Genomic DNA, 25,940 nt, shown 5'->3' with positions numbered 1-25,940 from the left:
GTTCGGTTTATTTCTTAGCTTTTATCTCATTCAAGTTCTTTTCTATCTCCCCTTTCACATCCGGGTCAACTTTATCTTTATTCAATTCAAGGAGGTCAATCGCTTTTTGCTTCTGTTGATTGGCATTATAGGCTTTTGATAAAGCGATAATCATTAAGTGATTTTCAGGATAAGTTCTCAGAAGTGTTTCAAAATAGAGAACCGCATCTTTCGTGTTGCCCTCACTGCTTAATTTCTCTCCTATTGTTATTAGCTTATTATAATTGATATAAGTCAGTTCATAAATATCCTGGGCTTTTTCAGTCTTTACATATTTCTCAAACTGGCTCATCGCTTTTTTTGTGCCAACCGCCTCAATCAGTGAATCAACATAAGTAGAAATTTGTTCCTTATCTACATTGAGTGGCTTTACTCTTGCCAATACCTTTTTTAAATAGGCAGTTGAATTAACATAAGTAATTCGCTCACCCGTTTTAGGGTCTAATTGTCCATTAGAAAAAATACCTGCCAATTGTCCATTTTCATCCAGAATAGGCGAGCCACTTGCTCCACCCAGAAAAGCGGTACGTATGGCCGGGTCATTAAATCTCACAAATAGTGTATTGCCTGCTTTCTTGCTGATATACCCTTCTGCTGTTAGTGTTTTATCAAACCGATAAGGATTCCCTATCAGATAGACTTTGTCACCCACTTTCACCGGCTTTTCTCTTAATTTAACTGGCTTAATATTTGGAGAAACATATTTGGTAGTGAATACCAGCCAATCCCGCTGCAATACACCATTTTCAGGGCCATTAAAAAGCTTTTCGTTTAAATCTTCGTTAATAAGGCGGTCAATGATAACTGAGTCTTTCAGATTATGTTTTGGATACATTTTCCAGGTTTTCAGATGGTCGTTGATATAAACCTTGTCGGAAGCCTTATTTCTTGCTACCCAGATAATATGCTTGGCTGTAATGGCTAAAGTGTCTTTGCCTGTATCTAACAAAAAACCGCTGGCAGCGTAACTAATAGTTGGGTCTTCGTATTTGTTGCCGTTTTTATAAGTTACGTCGTTTACGAGGGCAATCTGAGGCCACAGTTCTTTAGGTTTTGTTACCCAGGATTCTTTTAACTGACCAAAAGCCACAAGTGGCAAAAAGCAAAAAATAAAGCTTATTTGTTTCATACTACACTTAATTAATAGCTTTGCTAAATACCAGATTCATGGTAAGTTTAATGTTATTCGGAATCAAATCATCTTTCATCTGGGATAAAAAGCTATAAGATTTATAAGTGATGCCCCACAAAGTACGGTCAATTGTAACAGCTGCCTGTGCCTTTAATTGAGTACCCTCCATAATGATGATGGCTGGAAAAGTAATCACATTGCTGATGCCCTTCAACGTCAGGTTGCCAGTAATAGTGTATTCACTAGGCTTGGTTGCGGGGATGATTTTTGTAATAGTGAAAGTAGAAAGGGGGAAACGCATAGTTGAGAAAAAATCATCAGAGTGTAAATGTTCTACTACACCTTTATTAATTTCTCCGGTATTCGGATTAACACTATTAATGCTTTTCATGTTTATCACAAACTTACCTCCTTTTGCTTTTCCATTCGCAGCCGTAACTAAAGTACCAGAAGTTAATTGGATAGTTCCTTCATGAGGTTTACCAGCAAAGGGAACGTCCTGCCAGATAAGCTGACTTTCTTTATTGGCTATCTCATAAGTAATATCAGCAGCAGGCTTGACCTGTGAGAATGTAGCGTAAGAAAATAAGAATAATACGATAAATAGCTTTTTCATTGATAATGTAGGTTTAAGCAAGTATGTTTAAATATTATGGCGCGAACTTCCTGTTTGTCGTGACTTTTCAACCCTACCGAGATCTGGAAGTTCGCGCCACAATTTAAAGTCATAGTAATAGTTTATTTAACTAAAATTTCGTTGTGAGGCAGGAAATATTGCTTGTCGAGGGTAAGCAATACAATCTGGTCGCCTTTTTTGCATTGTGATAGTACCTTCTGTACATCAACTTTCATAAAATCTTCTCTTGAAAACATCGTAATTGTTTTGGTTCCTTGCTCTTTTATAGCGATTTTAAAGGGTATTCTATCTACGGCTTTACTTTCGTTCTTGTCCAGATATACAGTACTTACACTTAATTCTCCGGTTGCATTTAATGGAAGTTCATTTTTATAACATTTATCTGTGTACTGGTTTACTATCATTTTATTGCCTAAAAAAGCAGCTGAACAAATGTGCTGGCTGAAACCGACTTGTGCGAAAGCGCAGCAACACAATATGGTTGCGATAAGTTTTTTCATAATTATTTCCGATTTTTAAAATTGAACGATGAGCCAAATGTAGAAGAGAGAAAACAGGCAGAAGTAAAATGAATGTAAAAAAGTGTAAATTGCATGTAACTCTACTGTTTTTCAGATAGCTTTACCATAATTTTGTCAGAATTATGAAACCTAAGATTTATATCATTTGCCTGGCGGTATTTTCCGTAATTGCGCTTTCAGCAGGAACGCTTACCGTCAATGACTCGCATGATTTTCTTGAGAAGCGAGCCATATTAGTCATGCGCGAAATCGGGCATCAGTTATTGCAGCGTTCGGGAGATTTTACCTCACGGGTATTGCCTGTGAAAAAAATAGACGAAAATACTTTCCAGTTAGAGTTTCAGAGCAAGTTTGCTTTCATGCCTGACACCTTGGCTAAAGTGGTGCATCAGCGCCTGACTTCTGCGCAATTACCCCTCGATTATATGGTAAACGTATATAACTGCGTTAGTCCGCAAGTCGTGTTTGGCTACGAGGTTAAAAGCAAAGGAGAAGATAATCTGGCGTGTATGGGCAGGCCGCAAGCCAAAGATTGTTACCGGATTCAGATTCAGTTTACAGGAAATTATCAGGCTACAAAACCTATGAATATCTGGTGGGCAATTGGATTTATTCTGGCAGGTGGAACACTTTTTTCAGTATTTAATAAAAATTTTTTTAAGAAAAAAAGTGAAGCAGAAACTGTTAACACTATTGTTGAAGAAGAATCATTTGTAGGTATAGGCAGATACGCTTTTTACCCCGATAGAGCGTTGCTGAAACAGGGAGAAGAACAGATTGAGTTGTCTGATAAAGAAGCAAAATTGCTGGGCATATTTGCCGCCAATCAGAATCAGGTGATAGAGCGCGACAGGCTTTTAAAAGAGGTATGGGAAGACGAAGGCGTATTTGTAGTAGGCAGAAGTTTAGATGTTTTTGTGTCTAAACTCAGAAAAAGATTACAGGGAGACGAGTCTATCAAGATTACCAGTATTCATGGTAAAGGTTATAAATTGGAAGTGATTGCTTAATAAAAAGAGAAAAATACCATAATAATTTCTTAAAAAAGGGCTTTTTGGTGTTAGGAAATTAAAAATTCTGGGTAAATTTTTCCATTTATACGTATATTTCTTCCTCCTAAGTATTTTTTGTTTTCTGGCAATAATATTATCTTTTTCTTGCCGAAATTCGTAACTTTACCGAAATTATGGAGGACTATACAATTGAGCTACTACAGTGCCTATAAAATGCTCTTTATAGGTCTCATAAAAAAGCAAATACGCTTATGGAAGAAGAAATAATAGAAATAGAAAGATATTCTGAAAAAGAAAAATATGCTGTCTTTGACAAAGAGTTTATGCCACACATAGACTCGATGTATAACTTTGCTTTTCGCTTAACAAATGATGAAGACGATGCCAACGATCTGGTACAAGATACATATCTGAAAGCTTTTCGATTTATCAATTCGTTTGAACGTGGAACTAATGCAAAAGCGTGGTTGTTTAGAATCTTGAAAAACAGTTTCATCAACGACTATCGCAAGAAAAGTAAGGAACCATCAAAGGTTGATTATCAGGACGTTGAGACCACCTACAATTCGGTAGAAGATGCCGAAATGGAGGCAACAACCGACTTGCGTACAGAGACTGTTCAGGATATGATTGGCGATGAAGTCGCTAATGCACTTAACAGCTTGCCGGTTGATTTTCGTACAGTAATTATCCTTTGTGATATTGAAGGATTCACTTACGAAGAGATGGCAAAGATATTAGACATACCAATCGGAACGGTAAGGTCGCGTTTACACAGAGCACGGAATTTGTTGAAAGAGAAGCTGAAAAACTATGCCTCATCAATGGGATACAAAACCGACGAGATGGCAGAGCAGGATTAAGCAGGTGGTCTTAAGGGACTTTTAAACAGAAAATATTTTACTAACGATATATGCTTGTGGTCGATAAACCAGGGGCATCATTAACAAAAACATTAATAGAGAGGGAAGTAGATTAATGTCCCCTAAACATTATACCAATGAAAGAGAGGTGTGAAAATCATCAAAAGTGTATGCAGATGATACAGGCTGTACTTGATGGATCGGCATCTGCCGCTGAGGTAGAACATTTTAAGTTACATATGGACGATTGTCTGCCTTGTATAGAGGGTTATAAACTGGAGAAAAGCATTAAAGATGCGCTTCTGGTGAAAATGGAGAAAAAATGTTGCCCACAGTCAACGGTGGTAGATATAAGGGCAAAAGTTGGATTAGGATTAGTATTGTTAGGGTTTATTATAGCAGAAGTAAAACTGTATCATTTGTTGTTTAGTTGTTGATTTCACTATCTTTGCAAGATATTCAGCCATCAGGTTTTTAAACTTGGTGGCTTTTTTAATAATTTTATTGTAGCTACCCACCTTGCTTGAGCAAGGTCATAAAACATTCTCAATGAAAGGTAAAGCCATCATTTTTTGCGCTCCCTCCGGTTCGGGAAAAACAACCATCGTTAAGCATTTGCTTAGTAAATACAGTAATCTGGGTTTTTCAATTTCGGCATGTACCCGCGACAAACGCGGTCGTAATGAGGAAAACGGAAAAGACTATTACTTTTTAAGTATCCACGATTTTAAAGAAAGAATTGATAACGAAGAATTTATAGAATGGCAGGAGGTATATCCGGGAGCTTATTATGGTACTTTAAAAACGGAGATTGAAAGGTTATGGGCAGAGGGAAAGAATGTAATTTTTGATGTGGACGTAAAAGGTGGCGTTAATCTGAAAAACTATTTTGGTGATGCTGCACTGGCTATTTATGTAAAAGTCCCATCTATGGAAGAGTTAGAAAGGAGATTGAGAAGCAGAGGTACCGATGATGAAGACAGCATTTCAAGACGCTTATACAAAATGAAATTTGAAATGGAGTTCCAGAACAGATTTGATGTGATTTTGTTGAATGATGATATTGAATCATCCTGGCAAAAAGCAGAAGAGCTCTACGAAAGCTTTGTTAGAGATGAATTGAAGATTGAAAAGAAGCCTTTGGAGGTTTGATAAGGCCCTGAAATAAGAAGCATTAATAAAGCGTGTCACGGTTATACTCATCCGAGAAAGACCGTGGCACGCTTATTTTTTGTCTTTGTATTAAGTTTTGCTTTATATCTATTTGCCAAAGTAAGCGTGCCACGGCCGTTTACGGACGAGTATAGCCGTGACACACTTGGCAGATCAATGCAAGAAATGTCTCACACCAGTCAATACCATAGCAACACCATTCTTATTACAGAAATCAATTGAATCCTGGTCACGGATAGAGCCGCCCGGTTGAACTACGCTGGTGATACCTGCTTCATGTGCAATCTCCACACAATCAGGGAAAGGGAAGAAAGCTTCTGACGCCATGGCTGCACCTTTCAAATCAAAACCAAATGTATTGGCTTTTTCAATGGCTTGTTTCAAGGCATCTACACGTGAGGTCTGGCCTACACCACATGCTAGTAACTGTCCGTCTTTTGCTAGAACTACGTTATTAGATTTCAGGTGTTTACAGATTTTCAAAGCAAATTCTAATGCCTTTACTTCATCAGCCGTAGGGGCTTTTTCAGTAGCTACTTTAAAGTCTGCCGCTGTTTCTATCGAGTTATCTTTATCCTGTTCCAAAACGCCATTCAAAAGCGTACAGAATTGTTTTTTACTCAATTCAACTGGCTTTCTGATTAATAAACGGCGGTCTTTCTTTTTCTTCAAGATAGTCAATGCCTCTTCATCAAAAGATGGTGCTATCAATATCTCAAAGAACAATTTATGTAGTTCTTCGGCAGTTGCTACGTCAACATGAGTATTGGTAATTATCACACCACCAAAAGCTGAAACAGGGTCACAAGCCAAAGCATTTACATAAGCTTCTTTTGCTGTCGGGGCAGATGCCACACCACAAGCATTATTATGTTTGATAATCACAAACGATGTCTCTTCAAACTCATCAATCAAACGCACGCAGGCTTCAACATCCATCAGGTTATTATATGATAACTCTTTGCCATGAATCTGCTCAAACATCTGGTTTAAATCACCATAGAAAGTAGCAGCTTGGTGTGGGTTCTCGCCATAACGAAGTGCCTTTTGCGGTAAAGCTGCAAAATTCTGTACCTGGGTATACACATCGCCACTGAAATACGCATGGATAGCAGTATCATATTGCGAACTCATGCCAAAACCTTCCATAGCATAGCGACGGCGATCTTCTAAATCAGTTGCGCAACCTTTGCTCTGTAAGATTTCGAATACATCATCGTATTGGTTACGAGAAGATACAATCAATACATCGTTAAAGTTTTTAGCTGCTCCGCGAATCAATGAAATACCACCAATATCTATTTTCTCAATAATATCTTCTTCGCTTGCGCCTGAGGCAACTGTTTCCTGGAAAGGATATAAATCTACAATCACTAAATCAATAGATGGAATTTCGAACTGAGCGGCAGTTTGAATATCTCCCTCATTATCTCTACGATATAAAATACCACCGAAAACTTTTGGGTGAAGCGTTTTTACACGTCCGCCAAAGATAGATGGGTAGCTGGTCAGGTCTTCTACTGCTGTTACAGGAATACCCAGGTCTTCAATGAAACTTTGTGTACCACCTGTAGAGAAAATCTGTACGTTGTTTTCGTGAAGGAGTTTAACTATTTTATCTAAACCGTCTTTGTAATAAACCGAAATAAGAGCCGATTGAATCTTCTTAGCCATTTTGGAATGATTTTTGCGATATATTATACGTAAATCTGAAAGTCTCGTGCCAAACTGATTAAACGGTTGGCAAAAAAATGAAAGTGCAAAATTACTGCTTTTTTGGAATACGACAGCATTTTTCGAAAAACATTAGAAAATAGTCGCTATTCGTAGTAAAAATAGCGTTTTTCGGGACTTTGTGAATGATGAGATGAGGTGTTTTTTTAGAAATACTTCTAAAAAAAATACAAATTTTGTTCAGAACATTCTATCACGTAAAGTAGTGGAGGAACGAATATCCTCGCTACTGAGCGTTTCTATACTGAGTGCAAGTTTTCGCGAGGAGGCTTGCATTTCTTTTTACATTGGGTCTGTGAAAGTTATTTTTCTACATTCTCGGCTTCCACGTAATTTCCTCGCTACCCAATTCCTGCGTCATTTTGCGTGAGAGTACAAACAGATAATCAGATAGGCGATTGAGATATTTAATCACCATCGAATTCACCTCTTCTTCTTCTGCTAAACGAATCACCAGACGTTCGGCTCTACGACAAACTGTTCGGGCAAGATGAGCAAATGAAACAGACTGATTTCCGCCTGGTAAAACAAAAGCCCTTAGCGGTGGGAGTTCAGTATCCATTTGATCCATCTCATTTTCCAATAAGGCAATATCCTCTTCTACTAAACTGGGTATAGGCTTCTTTCTGACCTGCTCCGGTTCAGAAGCCAAATCAGCGCCAATAGTAAATAACCTATCCTGAATTTCTTTTAATAAACCCCGTCGTGATTCATTGATGGGCTGGTCTCTTACTAACCCTATCCACGAATTAAGTTCATCTACTGTGCCATAAGACTCAATTTTTAAATTTCCTTTGCTGACTCTCCGGCCACCTACCAATGCAGTAGTACCCTTATCGCCTGTTTTGGTGTATATTTTCATTTACTTACCTGCTAAAAAATCCTTATAAGTGCTACACTCTTTAATCAACTGCTCTTCGTAGTTGGTTTGTTGGTATTTGGTTTTCAGCAAATTGAAATAAGTAGCGTATTTTTCTTTTCTAAGCGTTTCCAAAGTTTTGGCTATTTCGGCCTCTTTCTTTTCACGCTCTCCATCAGGCAGCGAATAAAGTCCGTCATACATCGCACCATAAGCCAACTCATATCTTATTTTCTGACAGGCCGAAGCAAGATAACAAGCCTTTGCAGCAGTTTCTGCATTAGGTGCTACATTCATCGCCTTGTCAAAATAGTATAAAGCTTTTTCAGAAGTATAATAATCATCTGTTTCGTTTTTCTGTTCACCACCACTCCAGGCTCTGCGCAGCAAAATCCAGCTATTGCCAAAATAGCCCATATTGTAGCTTCCACAGCCTAACAGCAACCAACTTTCATAATCGTTTGGATTTTTGTTCACATTCTCCTGCAATTCTGCCATACGTATAGCAAAAGATATAGGTGTGACGGTCTCTTTAGGGTCTGCTTCTCCCTGACCGTTCAGATGAAAAGGATTTACATCTAAATAAGTTTTGAAAGGTTCAGCTTCCCATGTAGCAGGTGCAATATGTTTCCATGCTTCGGCAGCTTTGGCATATTGATGTTCGGCTAAGGCCCTTCTTCCTAAGACCAGATAGAGGTAATTATTATCCAGTCCGGTGAGTTTAATTAACCGCTTATCGAAATCCGACTGGTTATTTTTAGCGAAATAGTCAAGTGTATAATTAATAGTAGCCGATGATGTAGAATCCTCAATGGAATATTGGTCTGAACTACTCATGAAATTTGCATTGGCCACCCAGCCCTCTTCCTGTTTAGAATACCCTAATTGATAAGAAGTAAGTAGTGAAACTAAAAAAGCTTTTGCTTTCCCCTCAGGTGATGCCTTTACATTTCGTGTATCATCTTTTTTGCCAAAACAACTCGCAAACCAACCTAAGGGCTTGCTTTCTTTCACTTGCTTCCCTTTTTTTAATGGTCTCGTTTCTCCTCCCTCTGCAAATTCATTGATAGGGGTTGCTCCCAGATATTTAGCTACTAAAATTTTGCAGGCCGCATTGAAATTATTAGCTGTACGGAATTTGTCAGAACGGGAAAAACGCTCCAATAGGGGCATCACTTTCTTTTCCATTTCAGGTGTTACTACAGGCGATTCACTTACCGTCAATATCATTTCCTGCATAGCTATCTGGTCTTGTACACCCTTGTCTGTAGTCCCAATCGCTTTGGCTTTTTGTAGCAATTCATTAGCCTTTGTATAATCTTGCGCAATGAATGTCAGGTAAGCCGCAGCTGTATACCAGAAAGGAGATTTTTTCAAAGTCGGATTCTCAGCAGATTCAAGTGAAAAGTCTAAGAGTTTACTGAAATAATCAGCTGATTCTTTTTTGAGGTTTCCTTTTTTGGTAGAATCCATACTCCAGTAAGAGTATTTTAAGTCTTGCCAGTTAGTAAAGAAAAACTCTTCATTTTTATTGATTTCACGAGCCATTACAAATTCCAATGTCGGATTGGTTACGTCTAAAACCTGCATTTGCTCCATCATGGGCAAAGCATCCTGAAAGGGCAAAACTGCAGTAGCAGCATAGACATTGGCTTTTTCCGCATCGCTTTTGCATAGTTTAAGTGCCTCGTCCTGCAGTTTTGGTAAATTGTTTCTTAAACTTAAATGAGCCGCTTTTCTACGGGTAGGCGCTGTAACGAACAACTGTGAAAAATGATAATAAGCCTGAGTCGAATCTCCTGCATGAGTGTAAGCCCCGGCCATGCGAGAACGTGCCCAATCGCTGATAAAGGTTTTTGGTGAAATAGGCTCCACCAGTTTTTTGTATAATTCAATACTCTTTTGTGGAGTACCTGCCATATCAGCAACTTTTACTGCCTGATAAGCTAAACGCTCTTTTAGAAAATTATCTTTACTCTGTTCATATTTGGATTGAATAGCCGTAAGCCAGACATCGTATTCTGCAGTATTTACTGTTGGAGTGGTCGAAGCCTCTTCGCCCGATATACTATTATCTGCACTCTCAATTTTTCTAGCCAGAGCCAGATATTCAACAGCCTCAGTTTTACCTTTTTGTTGCAATGCCTCTGTCAGCCCCGTTGTATTTTTGCTATCTGCTTTGATATATAGTTCATCCGTTACCGTTTTTTCAGAAACTCCGGCATAGGCAGCCCAAGCCTTTGTGTTTTCTGCTTCCGAAATATCGATTTTATCGGCTTCGTTCCAATAATCATCGTCATATAAAAACTGAGAGGTAAAATTATAGCTATGAAATTGTGCTTCGTTAGCCGCACTTTCAGGCGCAAAAAAGCTTTTGAATTCATCATAATCAAATGGCTGTGGGCCGCATGCCATCAGCAATAAAATGATGATAGATTTAGTCCGGTAACTCAAATGAAAGAAAGATCTGGTGGAGTTGTTCATGGGTATAGTTGGATACGATATTTCGGTCTAAATAATAGAATGCAAATGTAAGTTTTTGTGTGGATATTTGCTTACTCAAAGCCCTCGAACCTTTTAAAAGTTCTTCATAATCAACGTCTTCTGCCCGAATCATATCTCCTCTTCGTAACGATATGCCAAAGGCTTGAACATCTTTCTGCACATAATACTTATTACCTTCTTTTTTCAGGAATTCCTGGCGATTCAAAGTCTCACTCCCCAACTTATTAATAACCGTCATAAATCGATTACCCCGATAAATAACAGCCCATCTGAATAGTGGAAAGACTATATCTAAATCTAGTGGATATTTACTAAGCGTAGCAGTATATTGAGAAGCCGCATCAAGGTCGTAGATAGAGTTTTTAATCTTTGGCTTTTTCCAGTCCGACATATTATAAAACATCAGCATGCCTCTGTCAACTGGTGGAATGCCTGTTTTATGTGCAAATTTAATCTGATGAAGCCTGATAGTAGCTGATAACGTTTTGCCGTGGCAATGCTTTCTATATAAATCCAGAAACTTAAAGTACTTTGTCCTGGTGCTGATAGTCCAGTCGCAATCAAATTGAATTTCTATATAAGGTCTGACTGACCATACGTGTTTTAGTTGACTTTGGACATAATTAGCAAAATCATCAAGATAAGTATCGGATATTTGTTTGAGCGTCTGGTTAGTAATAAATATTACCGGAACAAGCGCCAGATTTTGAGGTATACTATCCTGAAATATTACCGGTGCTTTTAAAACAGGCTTATTGGTGGCAAAATTCCAGTCTATATCAAAGGCCTTGATGTATAGCTTATTTACTCCGCAACTATCAAGGGTTTTTCGTTCCTGAGAGCTTAACTGAAAAATAGATTTCCAATAATAAAAAGCCTTCGTAACGTTTTTTGGGGGAGAATCAGACCCACAAGACTGTAACAATATAATCAGAAAAAGCAGGTAAAATCGCATGGAGTCTAGTGGCCGGAAAAATTTACCAAATATACAAATCTGCTGAACAAGATGCCTTTGCAGGTCGAACTATAATTTTTTAACAAGGTCTTTGCTAAGATTTTTTGAGAAAAATCTAATTCTCTGATGTAACTTTGCAGCCTCGTGCTACAAGATGTATATTGTTTTTTAGCGTTTATAGTGTAGCATATAAACCGAAAATTACCCTCTAATGTCAATATCGCATATATTTTTTAGTTTCTGGCGCAAGGTTTCTATGCCTGCATTAGCTATTACCTTAGTTGTTTGTTATTTTATTTTTCCTGATGATGTTGCCATTCATCACACCTCATCAGGCCGTCCGGATGATTATATGAGTAAACAGGATGTTTTCTATATCGCATTTGCCATAATTATAGGTTTGAATCTTTTATTAAACTTAGTAAGAACACAGGTACAGAAAATAAATTTTGTCCAGCTTAATGCCAATAGTGTGTGGGCAAAGAATCCCGAAGCCCTGAAAAACCTGTTAGAAGCCTGGTTTAATGCTTTAATCGCGGTTATTAATAGTTTTATGCTTGTTTTCCTAATCGCCTTAAACCGAATTAATCGTGTAGAAGACCAGAAATTAGATATTAATTATGATTGGGTAATAGTAGGAGGAGCGGTGGCTTTGCTCATTGTACTTTTCTTTTTACCAATCCGATTACTTTATACCAGTCCGGCTACGAAAGAGTAAGAATTTCTACAAGCTTTTTTACCTATGATAACTCTGGATTTAGAAAAATATACGTATCATCTGCCCGATGAACGCATAGCCCGGTTTCCTGTAGAACCTCGGGATGTATCTAAGTTATTGGTCTATAAACAAGCAGAAATCCGTGAAGACAGATTCTATAATCTGATTAAACATCTACCGCAGGAATCTTTTCTGGTTTTTAATAATACAAAGGTGATACCCGCCCGTCTTTTTTTTCAGAAATTAAGTGGGGCAATTATTGAAATATTTCTGCTTAATCCTGTTGTGCCCTCGGGTATCATTTCACAAGTGATGGAAACTACCCAAACTTGCACCTGGGCGTGTATAATAGGAAACAAGAAGCGGCTTAAGGGAAAATTGGTTGGCACCCATACCATTCATACAACCAATGATCTGGAATTAGTGGCCGAACTGGTAGACAGCGAAAAGAACTACGTACAATTTACATGGAATAACTCTCAACTGACCTTTGCCGAAATTGTAAAATATTTCGGGCAGATTCCATTACCCCCATACCTGAAAAGAGATACCGAAGAAAAGGATTACGAGACCTACCAGACAGTCTATTCCAAAAATGATGGCGCAGTAGCGGCCCCGACGGCAGGCTTACATTTTACAGAGAAAGTACTCTTTGATTTAGTAGACCAGGATATCGACTACGATTTCATTACTCTACACGTAGGCGCAGGTACTTTTCAGCCGATTAAAGTGCAGAATGTGGTAGAACACCAGATGCACTCCGAGCAGATTGTTTTTGATAAAGCATTTATAGAGCAATTATCTAGAAAGCTAAATTTTGTTATTCCGGTGGGTACAACTTCTATGCGTTCATTAGAAAGTTTGTACTGGTTTGGGGTAAAATTACTACAAAGACAGGAGACTTTTTTCATCGAAAAATTATTTCCGTATAATCAAGCAGAAACCATTAGTGCTGAGGCATCTATACAGGCAATTCTTGACTATATGGAAGCCCAGAATATAGAACAACTGGTTGGCGAAACCGAAATTTTTATCTTTCCGGGCTATCAATTCAGAATTTGTAAAGGAATTATCACAAATTTTCATCAGCCAGATTCTACCTTAATCCTGCTTGTAGCGGCATTAGTGGGTGAAGATTGGAGAAAAATTTATGATTTTGCCTTAGAAAATAACTTTCGTTTCCTGAGTTATGGTGATTCTTCGCTTTTGATTCCGTAATTTTGCTGTTCGAAATTCGTTATGGTTAAAAACCACTATTCTAAAATATCATTTTTATACTCGCTGATGAAACAATCATTTAGTCAAAAGCATACACCAAATACTTTTTTCTGGGGTTTTACCTCGCTGCTTCTTTTTGTAAGTTTCTTGTCTACTGCTCAATTAAGACCACTTAGCCAATATGGCTTCAAAGTAGGAACAGGTATTTCAAAAACTGCTATTATTGACAACCCGTCTAATATTACACCAAAGTATAGAAATGATTTTAATGTAGGTTTATTCTACCGTCGTAATTTCAATAAATTCAGTATACAACCCGAACTATATTATCAGGTAAGAGGTGGGAGTTTTAAAGCAACGACTAACTTTGCTGAAACAGGCAACTCTATTTTAAGAAATTATTATAGATATGTGAGCGTACCTTTATTATTTGGTTATGAAGTAGCCAAAAATATATCAATTGTAGCAGGCCCTGAATACGGCTACGCCTTAAATGCCAATACTAATAAAGGACCTGATGTTGCCAGCGATTTTAATCTGGTAGGAGGGGTAAGAATTGACATGTTGGATATGGCGCATTTATTCAGCATCAATATCCGTTACGTGCATGGGCTATCGAATACAACTACCAAAACCTATACACCAACAGGGGGAGCAGCTATTCCGCTGACCTTCCAGAACAGAACACTGCAAATTTCTGCTACTTATAATTTCAGTGATTATTATAACTGGTGGAAAAAACACGGCAAAAGCACTAAAAAGAAGTAAGCTTGATAATGAGGAAATAAGGAATCGTTTGTAAGTTTGCAAAAATATTAGTGCCACGCCCTGCAAAGCGTGGCACACTTATTAAATATCCATTCTATATTCCCCGTGAGTCACGGGCGTGCCGACGAATCGGTTGAGTATGAATTTTATTGAAGAATTACGCTGGCGTGGAATGCTATTCGATGCCATGCCCGGTACAGAAGAGCAACTGAACAAAGAAATGACGGCAGCCTATATCGGTTTCGACCCGACGGCTAAATCATTGCATATCGGTAACCTGGCCACTATCATGTTGCTGAAACATTTTCAGTTGTCAGGGCACAAACCTTTTGCGCTGGTAGGGGGAGCAACCGGTATGATTGGCGACCCATCTTTCAAAGCTGCCGAACGTCAGTTTTTATCTGAAGACACTCTACGAGAAAATCAGGAAGGTATTCGCAAGCAATTAGCAAAATTCCTTGATTTTGATTGTGGTGAAAACTCTGCCGAAATTGTAAACAACTACGATTGGTTTAAAGAGATCGGGTTTTTGCAGTTTTTGCGCGAAGTAGGGAAATACCTGAGCGTGAATTACATGATGTCGAAAGATTCGGTAAAGAATCGTTTGGAGACGGGTATTTCTTTCACGGAGTTTTCATACCAGCTATTACAAGGCTACGATTTTTACTGGTTATATAAAAATAAGAATATCCGTCTGCAAATGGGTGGCTCTGACCAATGGGGTAATATTACTACCGGTACAGAGTTAATCCGCAGAAAAGAAGCAAAGGCCGAAATAGAAGATAACGACGCAGAAAGTGGCAGCGCCAAAGCATTTGCTTTAACTACCCCATTAGTAACTAAGGCTGATGGAACAAAATTCGGCAAATCAGAGGGTGGTAATGTATGGCTTGATGCTAACATGACGTCTCCATACGAGTTCTACCAATTCTGGTTAAATCAGAACGATGCTGATGTACCGCGTCTGTTGAGAGTATTTACTTTGTACTCAAAAGCTGAAATTGAGGAGATTGAGAAACAACACGCCGAAGCACCGCATTTACGTATTGCCCAAAAAGCATTGGGTAAAGATGTAACGATTCGTGTACACGGTGAAGAACAATATGAATTGGCAATAAAGGCGGCTGATATTTTATTTGGCAAAGGTACATTAGAAACGTTACAGAGCCTTGACGAAAAAACTTTTACCAGTGTTTTTGATGGCGTACCACAAACCGAAATCAGCAAAGAAGAGTGGGATAATTGTCCGAATGTGCTTGATTTGATTTCTGTAGTTACCCGCAATGAAGTGTATCCCTCAAAAGGGGAGGCACGCAGAGCGATTCAAGGCAATGGGGTGAGCATCAATAAAGTAAAGATTGCAGATGAGAAACTGGCTTTAGCCGAATTACAGCTTTTACAAGGCAAATACTTATTGGTGGGTAAAGGCAAAAAGAACCATATAGTGAAAATTGGCTAAGTAGGGTATTAAGCTTGACACATCAATATTTATCTATTACCAAAAGAATATTTAGTTTATTTTGCGTTGGGATTTGTGAAGAACAGAAAAACTGTCTATATTTGCATCCCCAAAGGAATTTTGGTAATATACACGGGCATAGTATAAGGGTAGTACGAGGGTCTCCAAAACCTTTGGTCTGGGTTCGAATCCTGGTGCCCGTGCAAGTATTTTTTTGAACATAAGTTTATGATACAATTTTTTAAGAACTCTTGGGAAGAAGTAACTAAAGAGGTAACATGGCCGAAGTGGAGTGAGCTACAATCAAGTGCAACGCTTGTACTAGTAGCCTCTATTATTTTTGCTTTGGTTGTAGGCGTAATTGATTTTTTGATTGAGAACGGTCTCCGTTTGTTTTACCAATCAGTCTAAAACCTTTAATTTTTGCTAACGATATGAGCGAAATCAATTGGTATGTTGTAAGAGCAGTTTCGGGGCAGGAGAAAAAAATAAAATCCTACATCGAAAATGAAGCCATTCGTCGCAAATTAAGTGAGTTGGTTCCTACAATTTTAATTCCATCTGAAAAGATAACAGAAGTTCGTAACGGTAAGAAGCGAGTACGTGAGAAAAGCTTTTTTCCGGGATATATTCTTATCAATGCCGACCTGAACAACGGGGAAGTATTGCACATGATTAAAAGTATGCCGGGTGTTATCGGTTTTCTTGGCCGTAACAATGGTACATCTATGACTCCGGAGCCTCTCCGTCAGTCAGAAATTAATCGTATCTTAGGAGTACAGGAAGAAGTAATTGGCGAGGTGATTTCTCCATCATTGACTTTCACAAAAGGCGAGAACGTAAAAGTAATCGATGGGCCTTTCAGTGGTTTTGATGGTACAGTAGAAGAGATCAACGAAGACAAGAAAAAACTAAGCGTAAGCGTAAAGATTTTCGGTCGCAGCACACCTGTAGAACTAGGCTACGTACAAGTAGAGAAAATGTAATACAATATATTATTCGACTGAATCCCTGTTGTGCAAGCAATGGGGATTTTTGTTTTAATGTATCACCGATTTTAAATCGGTTCTTATAACCCCTCAATCTGTTTCCATATAACGTGCTTATCCGCCACTGTCTTAGCTAAATTATAAGCTGCCTGAAAATTTTCTTTGGCTTTTGCTCTATCAATCTCTTTATACAATTCCCCCAATAGGGTAAAATAATAAGGATTAACCACCAATTTCAATTTTTCAGCTTCAACAATGGCTTTAGTTTTGCCATAAACTTTTGATAAAGCAAATGTTCTATTTAATGCAGCAATGGGTGAGTATTCTATGACCAACAGCTTATTATATAATTGCAGAATGCTTTCCCATTTCTGTGGAGTATCGGCCTTGATAGTATGCCAATAAGCTATGCTAGCCTCTAAATGATACTTCGATAATTGAGTGCCCTGCGATGCCTCATGTAGGTAATAGGCCCCTTTTTCAATCAGTTCTTTATTCCACAAACTTTCGTCCTGATCCTGATACAAAACTATCTCGCCATTGGCATTTTTTCTGGCTTCAAATCTGGAAGCATGAAAACACATCAAAGATAATAAAGCTTTTACTTCCGGAAGATTAGTTGATTCGTTTTCAATCAGAAGATAGGTTAATCGCATAGCTTCCAGGCAAAGGTCATTACGCAATACAGTATCCTGAGTTTCTGAATAGTAGCCCTCGTTGAATAGCAAATAGAGCGTTCTTAAAACTGCGGCTAACCTCTGCTGAATTTCTGCTTCAGCCGGAAACTCAATGGCTACTTTCTCAGTCCTAAGTTTTTCTTTGGCTCTGAAAAGACGCTTATTGATGGTTTCTTTATTGCTCAGAAAAGCATTGGCAATTTCATCGATGCCAAAACCGCAAAGAATCCGGAGGGCCAGACCAATCTGTGCTTCAATAGCAATACTCGGATGACAGATAGCAAACAGCATTTGCAATTGACTATCACTGATGTTTTTATCTGATAAGTCGATCTCAATACCTTGGTTTTCTTCTGCTGATTGAGTGATTTGTGGAGCTACCTTATTGTCGAAAATATGATTCCGTACAATATGGTTCCGGGCTTTGTTTTTGGCTACCGAATAAAGCCAGGCAGTCGGGTTAGGAGGAATTCCCTGATAAGGCCAGCTTTCAACGGCTGATAAAAATGTGTCACTGGCAATATCCTCAGCCGTTTCTATATGCTCAATACCCATCAATTTAGATAGCACAGCCGTTATCTTCCTGAATTCAGTTCTGAATAAATGTGGTATGAGTTCCTGCCGTTGCATATTAAACTGATGCTAAATAAGCCTCTGTTTGCAGCAGAGGCTTATCTATTATTATTTAATGAACACCATCTCCCTTGGCAATTTTCCTTACTTCCATAGTATTGCCTGGGCCCTGTAAGATAGGGGAACCTTTAGCAAACTCAACAGCCTCCTCAATGGATTCTGCCCTTACAATAGCATAACCGCCTATGGTTTCTTTCACATCACCAAAAGGGCCATTAGTCACCACACCGTTGTGGCCAACTACTTTGCTATTTTCAAAAATTAACCCGTTGCCACCTACATATTTGTTCTGGGCAGCTATACCCCCAATCCAGTCCATTGTTTGTTTTATCCAGATTTGCATTTGCTCAGGTGAAGCTACTTTGCCACCATCCTCGTGTCTGAAAATCAATAGATATTCGTCCATTGTTTTTAAAGATTTAATGTGAGTAATTGTTTTACAACTACATATCAAATGAACTGAAAAGAATTGGACATGGTGGGTGACTTTTTTCAAAAATTTAAATAGATAATCCGCTATCCTCATTGAAATGATGAAAATAGCGGATTATCTATTAATTTATGCCTATAACTTCTAAAATATTTTTCAATTACACCCCCCAATATGCGCCTTAAACACACTACCACTTTGCGCCTCAAAAGTGGGATTCAGTATGATAGCCTTAGCAGCGTCAAAAGTAACATTCGTTCCATTCGGAATTTGTGTGGTGCCTCCGTTTTGAGTCGAAATAGTATTCCCCGTTTTATAATTACCTGTTGCAACTGTATTAGAAAAAGTCATTTCATTAGGACAAGGAGCGGCACTAGTCATAAATTGTAGAACCCCTGCAATAGATGCTGTTCTATTCCCATTAGCATCTTGTACGATATTCACCTCATCGCCTGTTACTGTCACCAGATACTTTGCATTAGGTACTACCCCACAAATAGTATGACGAATATCGCCCGTATTAGGGAATGTATACTGCGTACTTGTGATACCCGTCTGCAAAGGCGTAAGATCAGTATTGAAAAAGGCAATTTCTTTTTTGCCATTGTTCGCCGTTACAATAGCCCCTTTCATTTTCCCATCAGTCGAATTAATATTATCAATAATCGGTGCAGTAGTATTTCTGATAGTTGGTTGTAGCACAGTCAGAAATATCTGGTCAAGCGGATTATCGGCATATTTTACTTCTGTTCGCCAGGTAGGACTATTGAAATAATAATTCATACTAGACCCCGAAGTATTATCAGGATTATTACTTTCATCCACAACCGTAATATCAGGATTAGCCGGAATAAGTGTTTTTACATAAATATCCGAACCTCTATGGCTTGATTTAATCAGATTGCCAGTCACCACAGGATTTTTCAGGAAGTGCCAACGCAGGTGTTTCTTATACTGTCCTTGCGGATTAGTAGAGTTTTTAGCCGAAATCTGGTCATAAGATAAAAACAGGTTGCTACTTCTCAGGTAAAGAAAACCTCTGATAAAGTAATTAATCTTCTTTAAATTAATTTCAGGATAATAGCTTTTATCGTAATAAGAAGTTAAATCAGTACGTACATACGTCAGTGAATCATCCATTTGCACGGCTTTCAAATCGTCTTTGCCATAGTAGCCTTGCCCACCTATAAAAGCGCTGCTGGTTTGCTGATAATCGCCGAAATCATTAAAGTAAAGTGTATTATTAGCTCCGGTATTTTCAGCCAGCGTATTATCTCCCAGAAGTGGATACCCGGCTTTGCCTACATTTGAAGCATTAGTGAGTATATAACTACCTCCCCGGCAAATCTCAAAACTGCCGCCGGCAAAGTGTTTATGGTCATCGTAGGTAGCCGCATCAGCCCTGAAAACTGCCCACGTAGCTGTGCTATCGGCCCATTTATTCCGCATCAGAAAAACAGGTGAGGTTCGGTTGCCAATCCCTAGATTATATCCCTGATTGAACCCGCTATACCATAATTGATTATCAAAAGGAGCAGAAGGACGAGTGGTACTAGGAAAGTAAAATTTCTCCCAGTTATATAAACCATTAACGGTATTGCCATAGACAAAAAAAGGTTTGTATTCTGATTTCTGAAAGTATTGCGCTTGCTCGCCTAAAGGCTTACCTTCCAGCACAAAAGCCAGTCTTTCAGAAAAATGGTGATTCAGGTAAGGCCCATAATTATCTCCCCAGTCGCCATCATGATCAACTTCGTGACCATTAGGTAATAGTGAATGGTGGATCGCTTTTACCAAATCCTGTATCCACGAGAGTTTGGTGTCTATGAGATCTTCTCCGGTAGCCATTTTTACCAGAGCCATATAATCCAATACTTTTACGCTATTAGTGGCCCCATAACTCCAACCCTGTATCTGCAAGCCTCCTTTGGCAGGCAAGCCCGTATACATTTGTGCCGCCGGAAAGCCATAAGCCGTTACTTTATAGCTTTTATAACCGTTCTCCCATGCATCGGCTACATTATTATCGGGTATATCCTGTGGCTCAACGTTTGGTGAGGGCGTTCCATCAAAACGAATCCTTGCCCAATCAATCATTTCCTGCGACCGAGGGTCGTCACTCCCTAAAGCATAACCAAAATGTGCTACGCAAAAAACATGGCCAAAGAAATAGTTGCCCGTAGCACGGTCGTTGTTCTGGTAGGCATTGCCTCTGATATCATCAAACCATTGTTTCATCAGGTGAATCAGTGAGTCTTTTCGAGCCTGTCCCAATTCATCATGACACCAGTCGTAAATAGTGCCGATAATCCGGCCTAAATGGCGGGTAGGATAGTAGTCGTTTCTACTCAATGGGTGATTCCATGTATTAATCTGTGAGCGATACCGACGATTGGCTGACATAATAGAATCTGCCAATTGCATCAATTTATTCGAGTATACTGTTGGATTTGCTCCCGGATTTGAGTTTTTGGTCATCAAATGGGCAAAGGCCAAAGGCATAGTGGCATCCTCCCAGCTACTGGCCTGATAGCTGTAAAAAATGTAATTGGTATCCCACGTATTAACAGTAGCCGGAGTCCAGGCCATTACGGGTTTATTAGAATAGCTGTTTGCCTCTGCTAACAAAGCTTGCCATTCAGGCGTATTAGCATTCTTTTTTGCTAGGAGGCTGGCCCTTAAATCGGCATTCATCATAATACGTGGGCGAGTATTAACCACAGGCAATTGTGCCTGTAAGTGAATACTGATAACCCAATACAGGAAAGCAAGTAGTAGTTTTTTCATGGCAGAATGAATTAAATAGAATCAACTAAGCTAAGAAATGAGTAAAGTGTGTGTGGAATAGTATTACCATTGAGCAATTAACATGAAAACTATTCTTCTATAATACTTTGAATCAATGAGTCAACTAATTCTGAAATGTAAGTATCAAAACCACCTCTTTTATCTGAATACATACGCTCAGGAGTCTTGGTTAAATCCCACCAATCATCCTGATTATATGGTTGTACTTCCATATATCCCGTTTGTGCATTGCGGGTTTTGTAGCTGAATACATAGTACCAAACGTCCTGTTGGTCTTCGGTGCCGTAGCCAAAACATATCAGATTATCTAAATTCTCTCTTTGTTTTGGTGTGCATTTTTTATCCAGATTAATTTCCCATTCTTTCCGCAAGGCATCTGATAAACGGGTGATTTCTTTAGGGTTCAGCAAATTGTAGCCCTCTTGAATGGAAAAATTGCCGTAGGTCGTAACAAATTTTATATAATCTGGCGGGAGTGTAATACCTAATCTCTTCTCAACCTCCTGTAGTTCTTTCTGCGAAAATTTATTTTTATACCATTTCAGTTGATGATAAGGTAAGGGCTGTTCAGTGTCTTTTTCATATAGCTTAATGAAATTCTCATAGCGATTCAGTGCTTCTATAGCTGTTTCAGTAGAACTTCCTTTGGTATATTTTCCCCAGCCTGATTGATGTACCTCTGCCACATATTTTTTATAGGCTTCGCTTGATTTTATGTCTTGCAAGTCTCTTATATCCGGGTCTTTTCGCAATGCCTTTTCAGCGGTTGCGTATGCTTCTTTGGTACGATTCAATTTTAAAAGAATCCGCACTCTAGTATCAATATAGGCATTAAGATTCTGGTCTTTATCAATGGGAGAGGTAATGGATAAAGCCCTATTCACATCTTCTAATGCCTTAGGCAAATCTTTGCCTGTTTCATATGCTATCCATGCCCGAAGATTATAGGCTTCGCGCAATAACTGGCGATAATAAGAATGCTCTTCCAGATAAGGGAATAAAGTACTCTGGTCGATAGAGGATATAATCTTAGTGCTTGCCTCAACAGCTTCTTTCGGTTTCTTTAGCTCATAAGCGCTATTCATCAGACAATTAAGCGCTGAAAGATTTTTAGCGTCGTCCTTCAATATATTCCGGGCTAACTGATAAGCCTTTTCATACTCTCGTGACATATATTGCTGGCGCATTTCTTCTACTCGCTTTTTCATATTTTTTTGCGCCTGGCAATTGATACTTATAAATGCGATAAATAATAAGAGTAATGTTTTCATAATCAGATGTTTTTTGATTGAGATTTTAAAATGAGGGTAGCTTTGATACACTACCCAACATTCCATCCTCTATAATCCAACATAAAATAGTTTTCAGTAGCTATATGTAACTTTTAGTTGATTAATTGTAAGATTGGTACCATCACCCCAGGTAGTAGGAATCTCATTATTATTAACTATGGCAATTGCAGATACACGTACATAATATACATAGTTGTTATTATCTATCACATTATCTGTATCAATATCTACATCCTTATTCTGTATATCCATATTCCCGGCTGCCCCTGTTGAACTGAGCGTGGATAGAAGAGAACTTGAATTATCTGCATAAGTACGGCGGTAAAATTGTATTCTTACGTTTTTCGAACTATTATCTGCATAATATGCAGCTATATTTGTAATAATAGCGCCATCAGGTAGATTAACAGGAGCCTCAAGAAAACCTGCAGTATTGCCCATACAATAGATGCCTCCATTCTCATTGAACCCGACCATATGTCCGCTTACAGATAAGAAAGTAGACCTAGGTATATTCAGATAGGAAATTTGAGGACCAGAAGATAGAATGCCAATATTATTTGCTCTGACAAATTTTACCCCATTTCCTCCCAAACCCGTAATACGGGCGTTGCCTTCTACATGAAGTTTTTCACTCGGAAAGATTGTGCCTACTCCTATATTACCATTTGTTAAAATTGATAAAGCGGCTGTTCCATCCTCAACTTTATTATTAGTCGTAAAAAATAGTGGATGATTACTTTTTGTTAAAAGCCATGCAGTGTTAGTGCTTATAAAAGTAGATAAATAAATGTTGCCATTTGTATGTTCTATTCCATATCCATTGGATTCGGTCAGGATAGAAATTTTCTGATTTGTATATTGCCCAAGAATTCCCCCTTCCGGCGTAATAGTAGTTGATTGGGCAATAGTTTTAAAAGAAAAAATGGCTATAATTAAACCAATCAGGTAAGCCTTTAGCATGATTTTACGGTGTTTAGTATTTATAAGTTACTTTAGCAGATATTATCTGCGTATTTTGTCCATCCCATTTTTGATTGGGCCCGGATTGATAGGGACTTATTCTAAGTTGATACGTTCTGTCAGGACTAATTGGAAAACCAGAGCCGCCGTTTATATTGTTTTCAGCAATGCTTCTAATTCCTGGACTGGCATTGTCTGAAACTAAAATAGCATGACCCAATTCGGTTTTAACGCCAGGAATGATTGAAGTTATAATAAATACCAGATTGGCTGTTGAGTTATCAATATAGTGAAATTCTACACCTGTTACATAGGCGCCAACTGGTAAGTTTATCGGTGCTTCAAGTCTGTCAGGAGTGGGTTTAGCAAGAGTATAATAAATGCCACCTTGTGCTGATTCTGCGATTGAATTTCCATCAGATAAAATTAATGGCATAAAAGCGCTTTTAGGAAAACTGTGATACCTTGTTTGAAATTCAGTAATTAACTTTCCATCATTATCTGCCTTTAAGATTGAATTTGTAGTATTGCCATCTTTATTGGCTGCTCCAGAAATTCGCATATTTCCATATATATGTAGAGCATTATAAGGTACTCCCCCTATACCCATAAAATTCAGGGTATTAAGTATAAGCTGCGGCTCTGCTGAATTAGTGCTGAAAAGTAAATTATAAGGCCCTGTAGTACCAAAAGAAGCATAACCGTCATTGTTCTCACTAATGTAAGTGCCTACCTCAACAGGGCCTGCTTGTTGGACTAATCCATAATTGTCAGACTGGGTATTAACACTGATTTTATGCTTAGTTTGATAAACAAGTTTAGTAATATTGATGCCATTTTCAGGTGATATAGTTATACTTGCACTTTGAGCCTGACTGATATAATAGATGCCAAGGAGAAAAAAAACAAATACAATAGTTTTCATAATTAAGCGGCAATCTGATGGTTAGTTATCTGAACAGTTACTCCTGGGTTTATCTCTTCACAATTGGCAAATTCTTCCAGAAAAGGCTTGATTTTACGTCTGGATAAGATAACCTCCTTGCCATTGCTAAGTGCAATTGTGCCGCAGGTATGTTTAATAATATTTACATGGTCGATATAATTCAGATTAACTATGAATGACCTGTGTACACGAAAGAAAGATTCATTTTCAAGTACATTTTCAAAAAGGCCCATCGTGCGGGAGTTAATGATATTCTTGCCGTTTTTCAGATAAAAAATAGTGTAATTGGCCTGACTTTCCAGGTAAATAATATCTTCCAGAAAAACCCTTACCCTTCTGTTTTTATAGAGCATCCATAATACCGGGCTCGGGCTTTCTGTCGGATAAATTGTGATACAATTTTTGTTCATTCTACGTTTCATGGCTTTATTTTGTTTTTACGGTTGCAAAGGTAAAAGCCACTTTTGCCCTCTTCCAAAATCACTTATCAAACGGTAAGTTTCGCTTATCTAACGGTTTTACTTAAAAACGCGCCGTTTTTAATAGAAAATGAGTACTTACCAAATACCACTCATTTTTTGCAGGCTACGGGCTAAAATTTACCAAATACTCAATCTGACTACTCTTAGCCTTAAAATTGACTTATTTTTAAGCATTATTTACGCTAAGACTATGACCACCTTTTATCAGAAGACCTTATCTAAATCATCGGGCTATGTTTCAGAGATGAACCTTATCGAAATCATCAGTTATTTTGCTACATCCTTATTTGGCAAGAATACAGAAGAAGATATTGTATGGGATATTGCTAAAAACTGCATAGGGCGTTTAGGTCTGGAAGATTGCGTAATATACCTTTTTGATAATAAGCAGGAAAACCTCTTGCAGAAAGCGGCTTATGGTCCTAAAAATCCGGTAAATTTTGAGATATATCAACCCATAGTAATACCCAAAGGAAAAGGGATTGTGGGAACAGTAGCCAAAACAGGCAAGGCGGAAGTAATTGAGAATACATCAAATGATGCCCGTTATATAGTAGATGATGAGTGCCGCTTATCTGAAATTACTGTACCTATTATTTATAATGGAGAAATATTAGGTGTAATAGATTCAGAACACCCACAAAAGGCGTTTTTCAAAGACTGGCATTTACGTACATTGACTGCTATTGCAAACCTCTGTGCCAATAAGATTTCCGGTGTAAGAATGCAGGAGAGACTGCACGAAAAGGAGCAAAAGCTGGCTGTGTATCTGGAAAAAATAGATGCATTGAAAACCCAGAAACAAGGTTTCAGATTGCCTGTATCAAGCACTGAGGGTACACATTTCTTTCCTATAGAAGAAATTATCCGTTTAGAAGCAGACAGGAACTATACTGTTTTGTACCTGACAGAAAAACGTAAGTTTGTTTCAGCCAAAACGTTGAAAGAGTATGAAACTACCCTGACTAATCATCAGTTTCTGAGAGTACACAAGTCTCATTTAGTGAATCAAAAACATATTGTGAGCCTTTCGCCTAGCCGTGAATCATTAATTCTGAAAGATACTTCTGAGGTAGAAATCTCGAGAAGAAAAAAAGAAGAGGTTCGGGAACATCTGGGCATCTGA

25 protein-coding genes and 1 tRNA gene are annotated in these 25,940 nt (G+C 38.4%); 12 read left to right on the top strand and 14 right to left on the bottom strand.

What is annotated here, in order from left to right:
- Positions 1-7 precede the first annotated feature (7 nt).
- The 3 genes from D0T08_RS12175 to D0T08_RS12165 all read right to left on the bottom strand — a co-directional run bounded on the left by D0T08_RS12175 (position 8) and on the right by D0T08_RS12165 (position 2,308).
- A complete protein-coding gene (locus D0T08_RS12175; protein ID WP_116982916.1) occupies positions 8-1,168 on the bottom strand; it encodes a trypsin-like peptidase domain-containing protein in 1,161 nt (386 codons plus the stop codon).
- Positions 1,169-1,175: 7 nt separating this feature from the next.
- Positions 1,176-1,787 carry a YceI family protein gene (locus D0T08_RS12170; protein WP_116982915.1) on the bottom strand — a complete coding sequence of 204 codons (612 nt, stop codon included), beginning with the start codon at positions 1,785-1,787 and terminating at the stop codon, positions 1,176-1,178.
- 122 nt (positions 1,788-1,909) lie between these two features.
- Complete coding sequence (locus D0T08_RS12165) at positions 1,910-2,308, bottom strand: hypothetical protein (protein ID WP_116982914.1); 399 nt, start codon at positions 2,306-2,308, stop codon at positions 1,910-1,912.
- Between the two features lie 143 nt (positions 2,309-2,451).
- Between D0T08_RS12165 and D0T08_RS12160 the strand changes: the two genes are divergently transcribed.
- The 4 genes from D0T08_RS12160 to gmk all read left to right on the top strand — a co-directional run bounded on the left by D0T08_RS12160 (position 2,452) and on the right by gmk (position 5,357).
- The gene (locus D0T08_RS12160) at positions 2,452-3,339 is read left to right on the top strand and encodes a winged helix-turn-helix domain-containing protein (RefSeq protein WP_116982913.1); all 888 of its coding nucleotides are present in this window, start codon (positions 2,452-2,454) and stop codon (positions 3,337-3,339) included.
- Between the two features lie 254 nt (positions 3,340-3,593).
- Positions 3,594-4,205, top strand: coding sequence for a sigma-70 family RNA polymerase sigma factor (locus D0T08_RS12155; RefSeq protein ID WP_116982912.1), 612 nt, complete (start codon positions 3,594-3,596; stop codon positions 4,203-4,205).
- A gap of 176 nt (positions 4,206-4,381) precedes the next feature.
- Positions 4,382-4,642: a hypothetical protein gene (locus D0T08_RS12150; protein ID WP_229238950.1), complete on the top strand. Its 261-nt coding sequence runs from the start codon at positions 4,382-4,384 to the stop codon at positions 4,640-4,642.
- Between the two features lie 112 nt (positions 4,643-4,754).
- On the top strand, positions 4,755-5,357 hold the full coding sequence (gene gmk / locus D0T08_RS12145; protein WP_116982910.1) for a guanylate kinase: 603 nt from the start codon (positions 4,755-4,757) through the stop codon (positions 5,355-5,357).
- A gap of 174 nt (positions 5,358-5,531) precedes the next feature.
- Here the strand turns inward: gmk and purH are convergent, their stop codons facing one another.
- From purH to D0T08_RS12125, 4 genes are all read right to left on the bottom strand, one after another.
- A complete protein-coding gene (purH, locus tag D0T08_RS12140; protein ID WP_116982909.1) occupies positions 5,532-7,052 on the bottom strand; it encodes a bifunctional phosphoribosylaminoimidazolecarboxamide formyltransferase/IMP cyclohydrolase in 1,521 nt (506 codons plus the stop codon).
- Positions 7,053-7,422: 370 nt separating this feature from the next.
- The gene (locus tag D0T08_RS12135) at positions 7,423-7,974 is read right to left on the bottom strand and encodes a cob(I)yrinic acid a,c-diamide adenosyltransferase (RefSeq protein WP_116982908.1); all 552 of its coding nucleotides are present in this window, start codon (positions 7,972-7,974) and stop codon (positions 7,423-7,425) included.
- Positions 7,975-10,455: a hypothetical protein gene (locus D0T08_RS12130; protein WP_147322766.1), complete on the bottom strand. Its 2,481-nt coding sequence runs from the start codon at positions 10,453-10,455 to the stop codon at positions 7,975-7,977.
- Complete coding sequence (locus D0T08_RS12125) at positions 10,409-11,431, bottom strand: hypothetical protein (protein ID WP_116982906.1); 1,023 nt, start codon at positions 11,429-11,431, stop codon at positions 10,409-10,411. The genes D0T08_RS12130 and D0T08_RS12125 overlap by 47 nt, the downstream gene beginning before the upstream one ends.
- Before the next feature lie 211 nt (positions 11,432-11,642).
- On the opposite strand from D0T08_RS12125, the gene D0T08_RS12120 reads away from it, so the two are divergent.
- The 7 genes from D0T08_RS12120 (at position 11,643) to nusG (ending at position 16,580) form a co-directional block, all read left to right on the top strand.
- Positions 11,643-12,149, top strand: a complete 507-nt coding sequence (locus tag D0T08_RS12120) for a DUF1648 domain-containing protein (RefSeq protein ID WP_116982905.1) — start codon at positions 11,643-11,645, stop codon at positions 12,147-12,149.
- Between the two features lie 24 nt (positions 12,150-12,173).
- Positions 12,174-13,367, top strand: coding sequence for an S-adenosylmethionine:tRNA ribosyltransferase-isomerase (locus D0T08_RS12115; protein ID WP_116982904.1), 1,194 nt, complete (start codon positions 12,174-12,176; stop codon positions 13,365-13,367).
- Positions 13,368-13,433: 66 nt separating this feature from the next.
- A complete protein-coding gene (locus D0T08_RS12110; protein WP_158561254.1) occupies positions 13,434-14,135 on the top strand; it encodes a porin family protein in 702 nt (233 codons plus the stop codon).
- Positions 14,136-14,274: 139 nt separating this feature from the next.
- Positions 14,275-15,594 carry a tyrosine--tRNA ligase gene (gene tyrS, locus D0T08_RS12105; protein WP_116982902.1) on the top strand — a complete coding sequence of 440 codons (1,320 nt, stop codon included), beginning with the start codon at positions 14,275-14,277 and terminating at the stop codon, positions 15,592-15,594.
- Positions 15,595-15,726: 132 nt separating this feature from the next.
- Positions 15,727-15,797 (top strand) — tRNA-Trp (locus D0T08_RS12100).
- A gap of 25 nt (positions 15,798-15,822) precedes the next feature.
- Entirely contained in the window at positions 15,823-16,005 is a 183-nt protein-coding gene (gene secE / locus D0T08_RS12095) for a preprotein translocase subunit SecE (protein WP_116982901.1), read from the top strand.
- A gap of 23 nt (positions 16,006-16,028) precedes the next feature.
- Positions 16,029-16,580, top strand: a complete 552-nt coding sequence (gene nusG, locus D0T08_RS12090) for a transcription termination/antitermination protein NusG (protein WP_116982900.1) — start codon at positions 16,029-16,031, stop codon at positions 16,578-16,580.
- Positions 16,581-16,663: 83 nt separating this feature from the next.
- Here nusG and D0T08_RS12085 read toward each other — a convergent pair whose 3' ends face one another.
- The 7 genes from D0T08_RS12085 to D0T08_RS12055 all read right to left on the bottom strand — a co-directional run bounded on the left by D0T08_RS12085 (position 16,664) and on the right by D0T08_RS12055 (position 24,754).
- A complete protein-coding gene (locus D0T08_RS12085; protein ID WP_116982899.1) occupies positions 16,664-17,890 on the bottom strand; it encodes an RNA polymerase sigma factor in 1,227 nt (408 codons plus the stop codon).
- A 55-nt stretch (positions 17,891-17,945) separates the two neighbouring features.
- Positions 17,946-18,299, bottom strand: a complete 354-nt coding sequence (locus D0T08_RS12080) for a YciI family protein (RefSeq protein WP_116982898.1) — start codon at positions 18,297-18,299, stop codon at positions 17,946-17,948.
- 180 nt (positions 18,300-18,479) lie between these two features.
- Positions 18,480-21,110 carry a 3-coathanger stack domain-containing protein gene (locus tag D0T08_RS12075; RefSeq protein WP_116982897.1) on the bottom strand — a complete coding sequence of 877 codons (2,631 nt, stop codon included), beginning with the start codon at positions 21,108-21,110 and terminating at the stop codon, positions 18,480-18,482.
- A gap of 89 nt (positions 21,111-21,199) precedes the next feature.
- Positions 21,200-22,402, bottom strand: coding sequence for an SMI1/KNR4 family protein (locus D0T08_RS12070; protein ID WP_158561253.1), 1,203 nt, complete (start codon positions 22,400-22,402; stop codon positions 21,200-21,202).
- 93 nt (positions 22,403-22,495) lie between these two features.
- Entirely contained in the window at positions 22,496-23,386 is an 891-nt protein-coding gene (locus tag D0T08_RS12065) for a hypothetical protein (RefSeq protein WP_116982895.1), read from the bottom strand.
- A gap of 13 nt (positions 23,387-23,399) precedes the next feature.
- Positions 23,400-24,311, bottom strand: a complete 912-nt coding sequence (locus tag D0T08_RS12060; RefSeq protein WP_116982894.1) for a hypothetical protein — start codon at positions 24,309-24,311, stop codon at positions 23,400-23,402.
- 2 nt (positions 24,312-24,313) lie between these two features.
- On the bottom strand, positions 24,314-24,754 hold the full coding sequence (locus D0T08_RS12055) for a LytTR family DNA-binding domain-containing protein (RefSeq protein WP_116982893.1): 441 nt from the start codon (positions 24,752-24,754) through the stop codon (positions 24,314-24,316).
- Between the two features lie 250 nt (positions 24,755-25,004).
- Between D0T08_RS12055 and D0T08_RS12050 the strand changes: the two genes are divergently transcribed.
- Positions 25,005-25,940, top strand: coding sequence for a LytTR family transcriptional regulator DNA-binding domain-containing protein (locus D0T08_RS12050; protein WP_158561252.1), 936 nt, complete (start codon positions 25,005-25,007; stop codon positions 25,938-25,940).

The sequence above is a fragment of the Emticicia sp. C21 genome, assembly GCF_003418935.1.
Lineage (GTDB): Bacteria > Bacteroidota > Bacteroidia > Cytophagales > Spirosomataceae > Emticicia.
The sequence above is the reverse complement of the archived record's forward strand: the minus strand, read 5'-3'. Positions and strand labels throughout refer to the sequence as shown.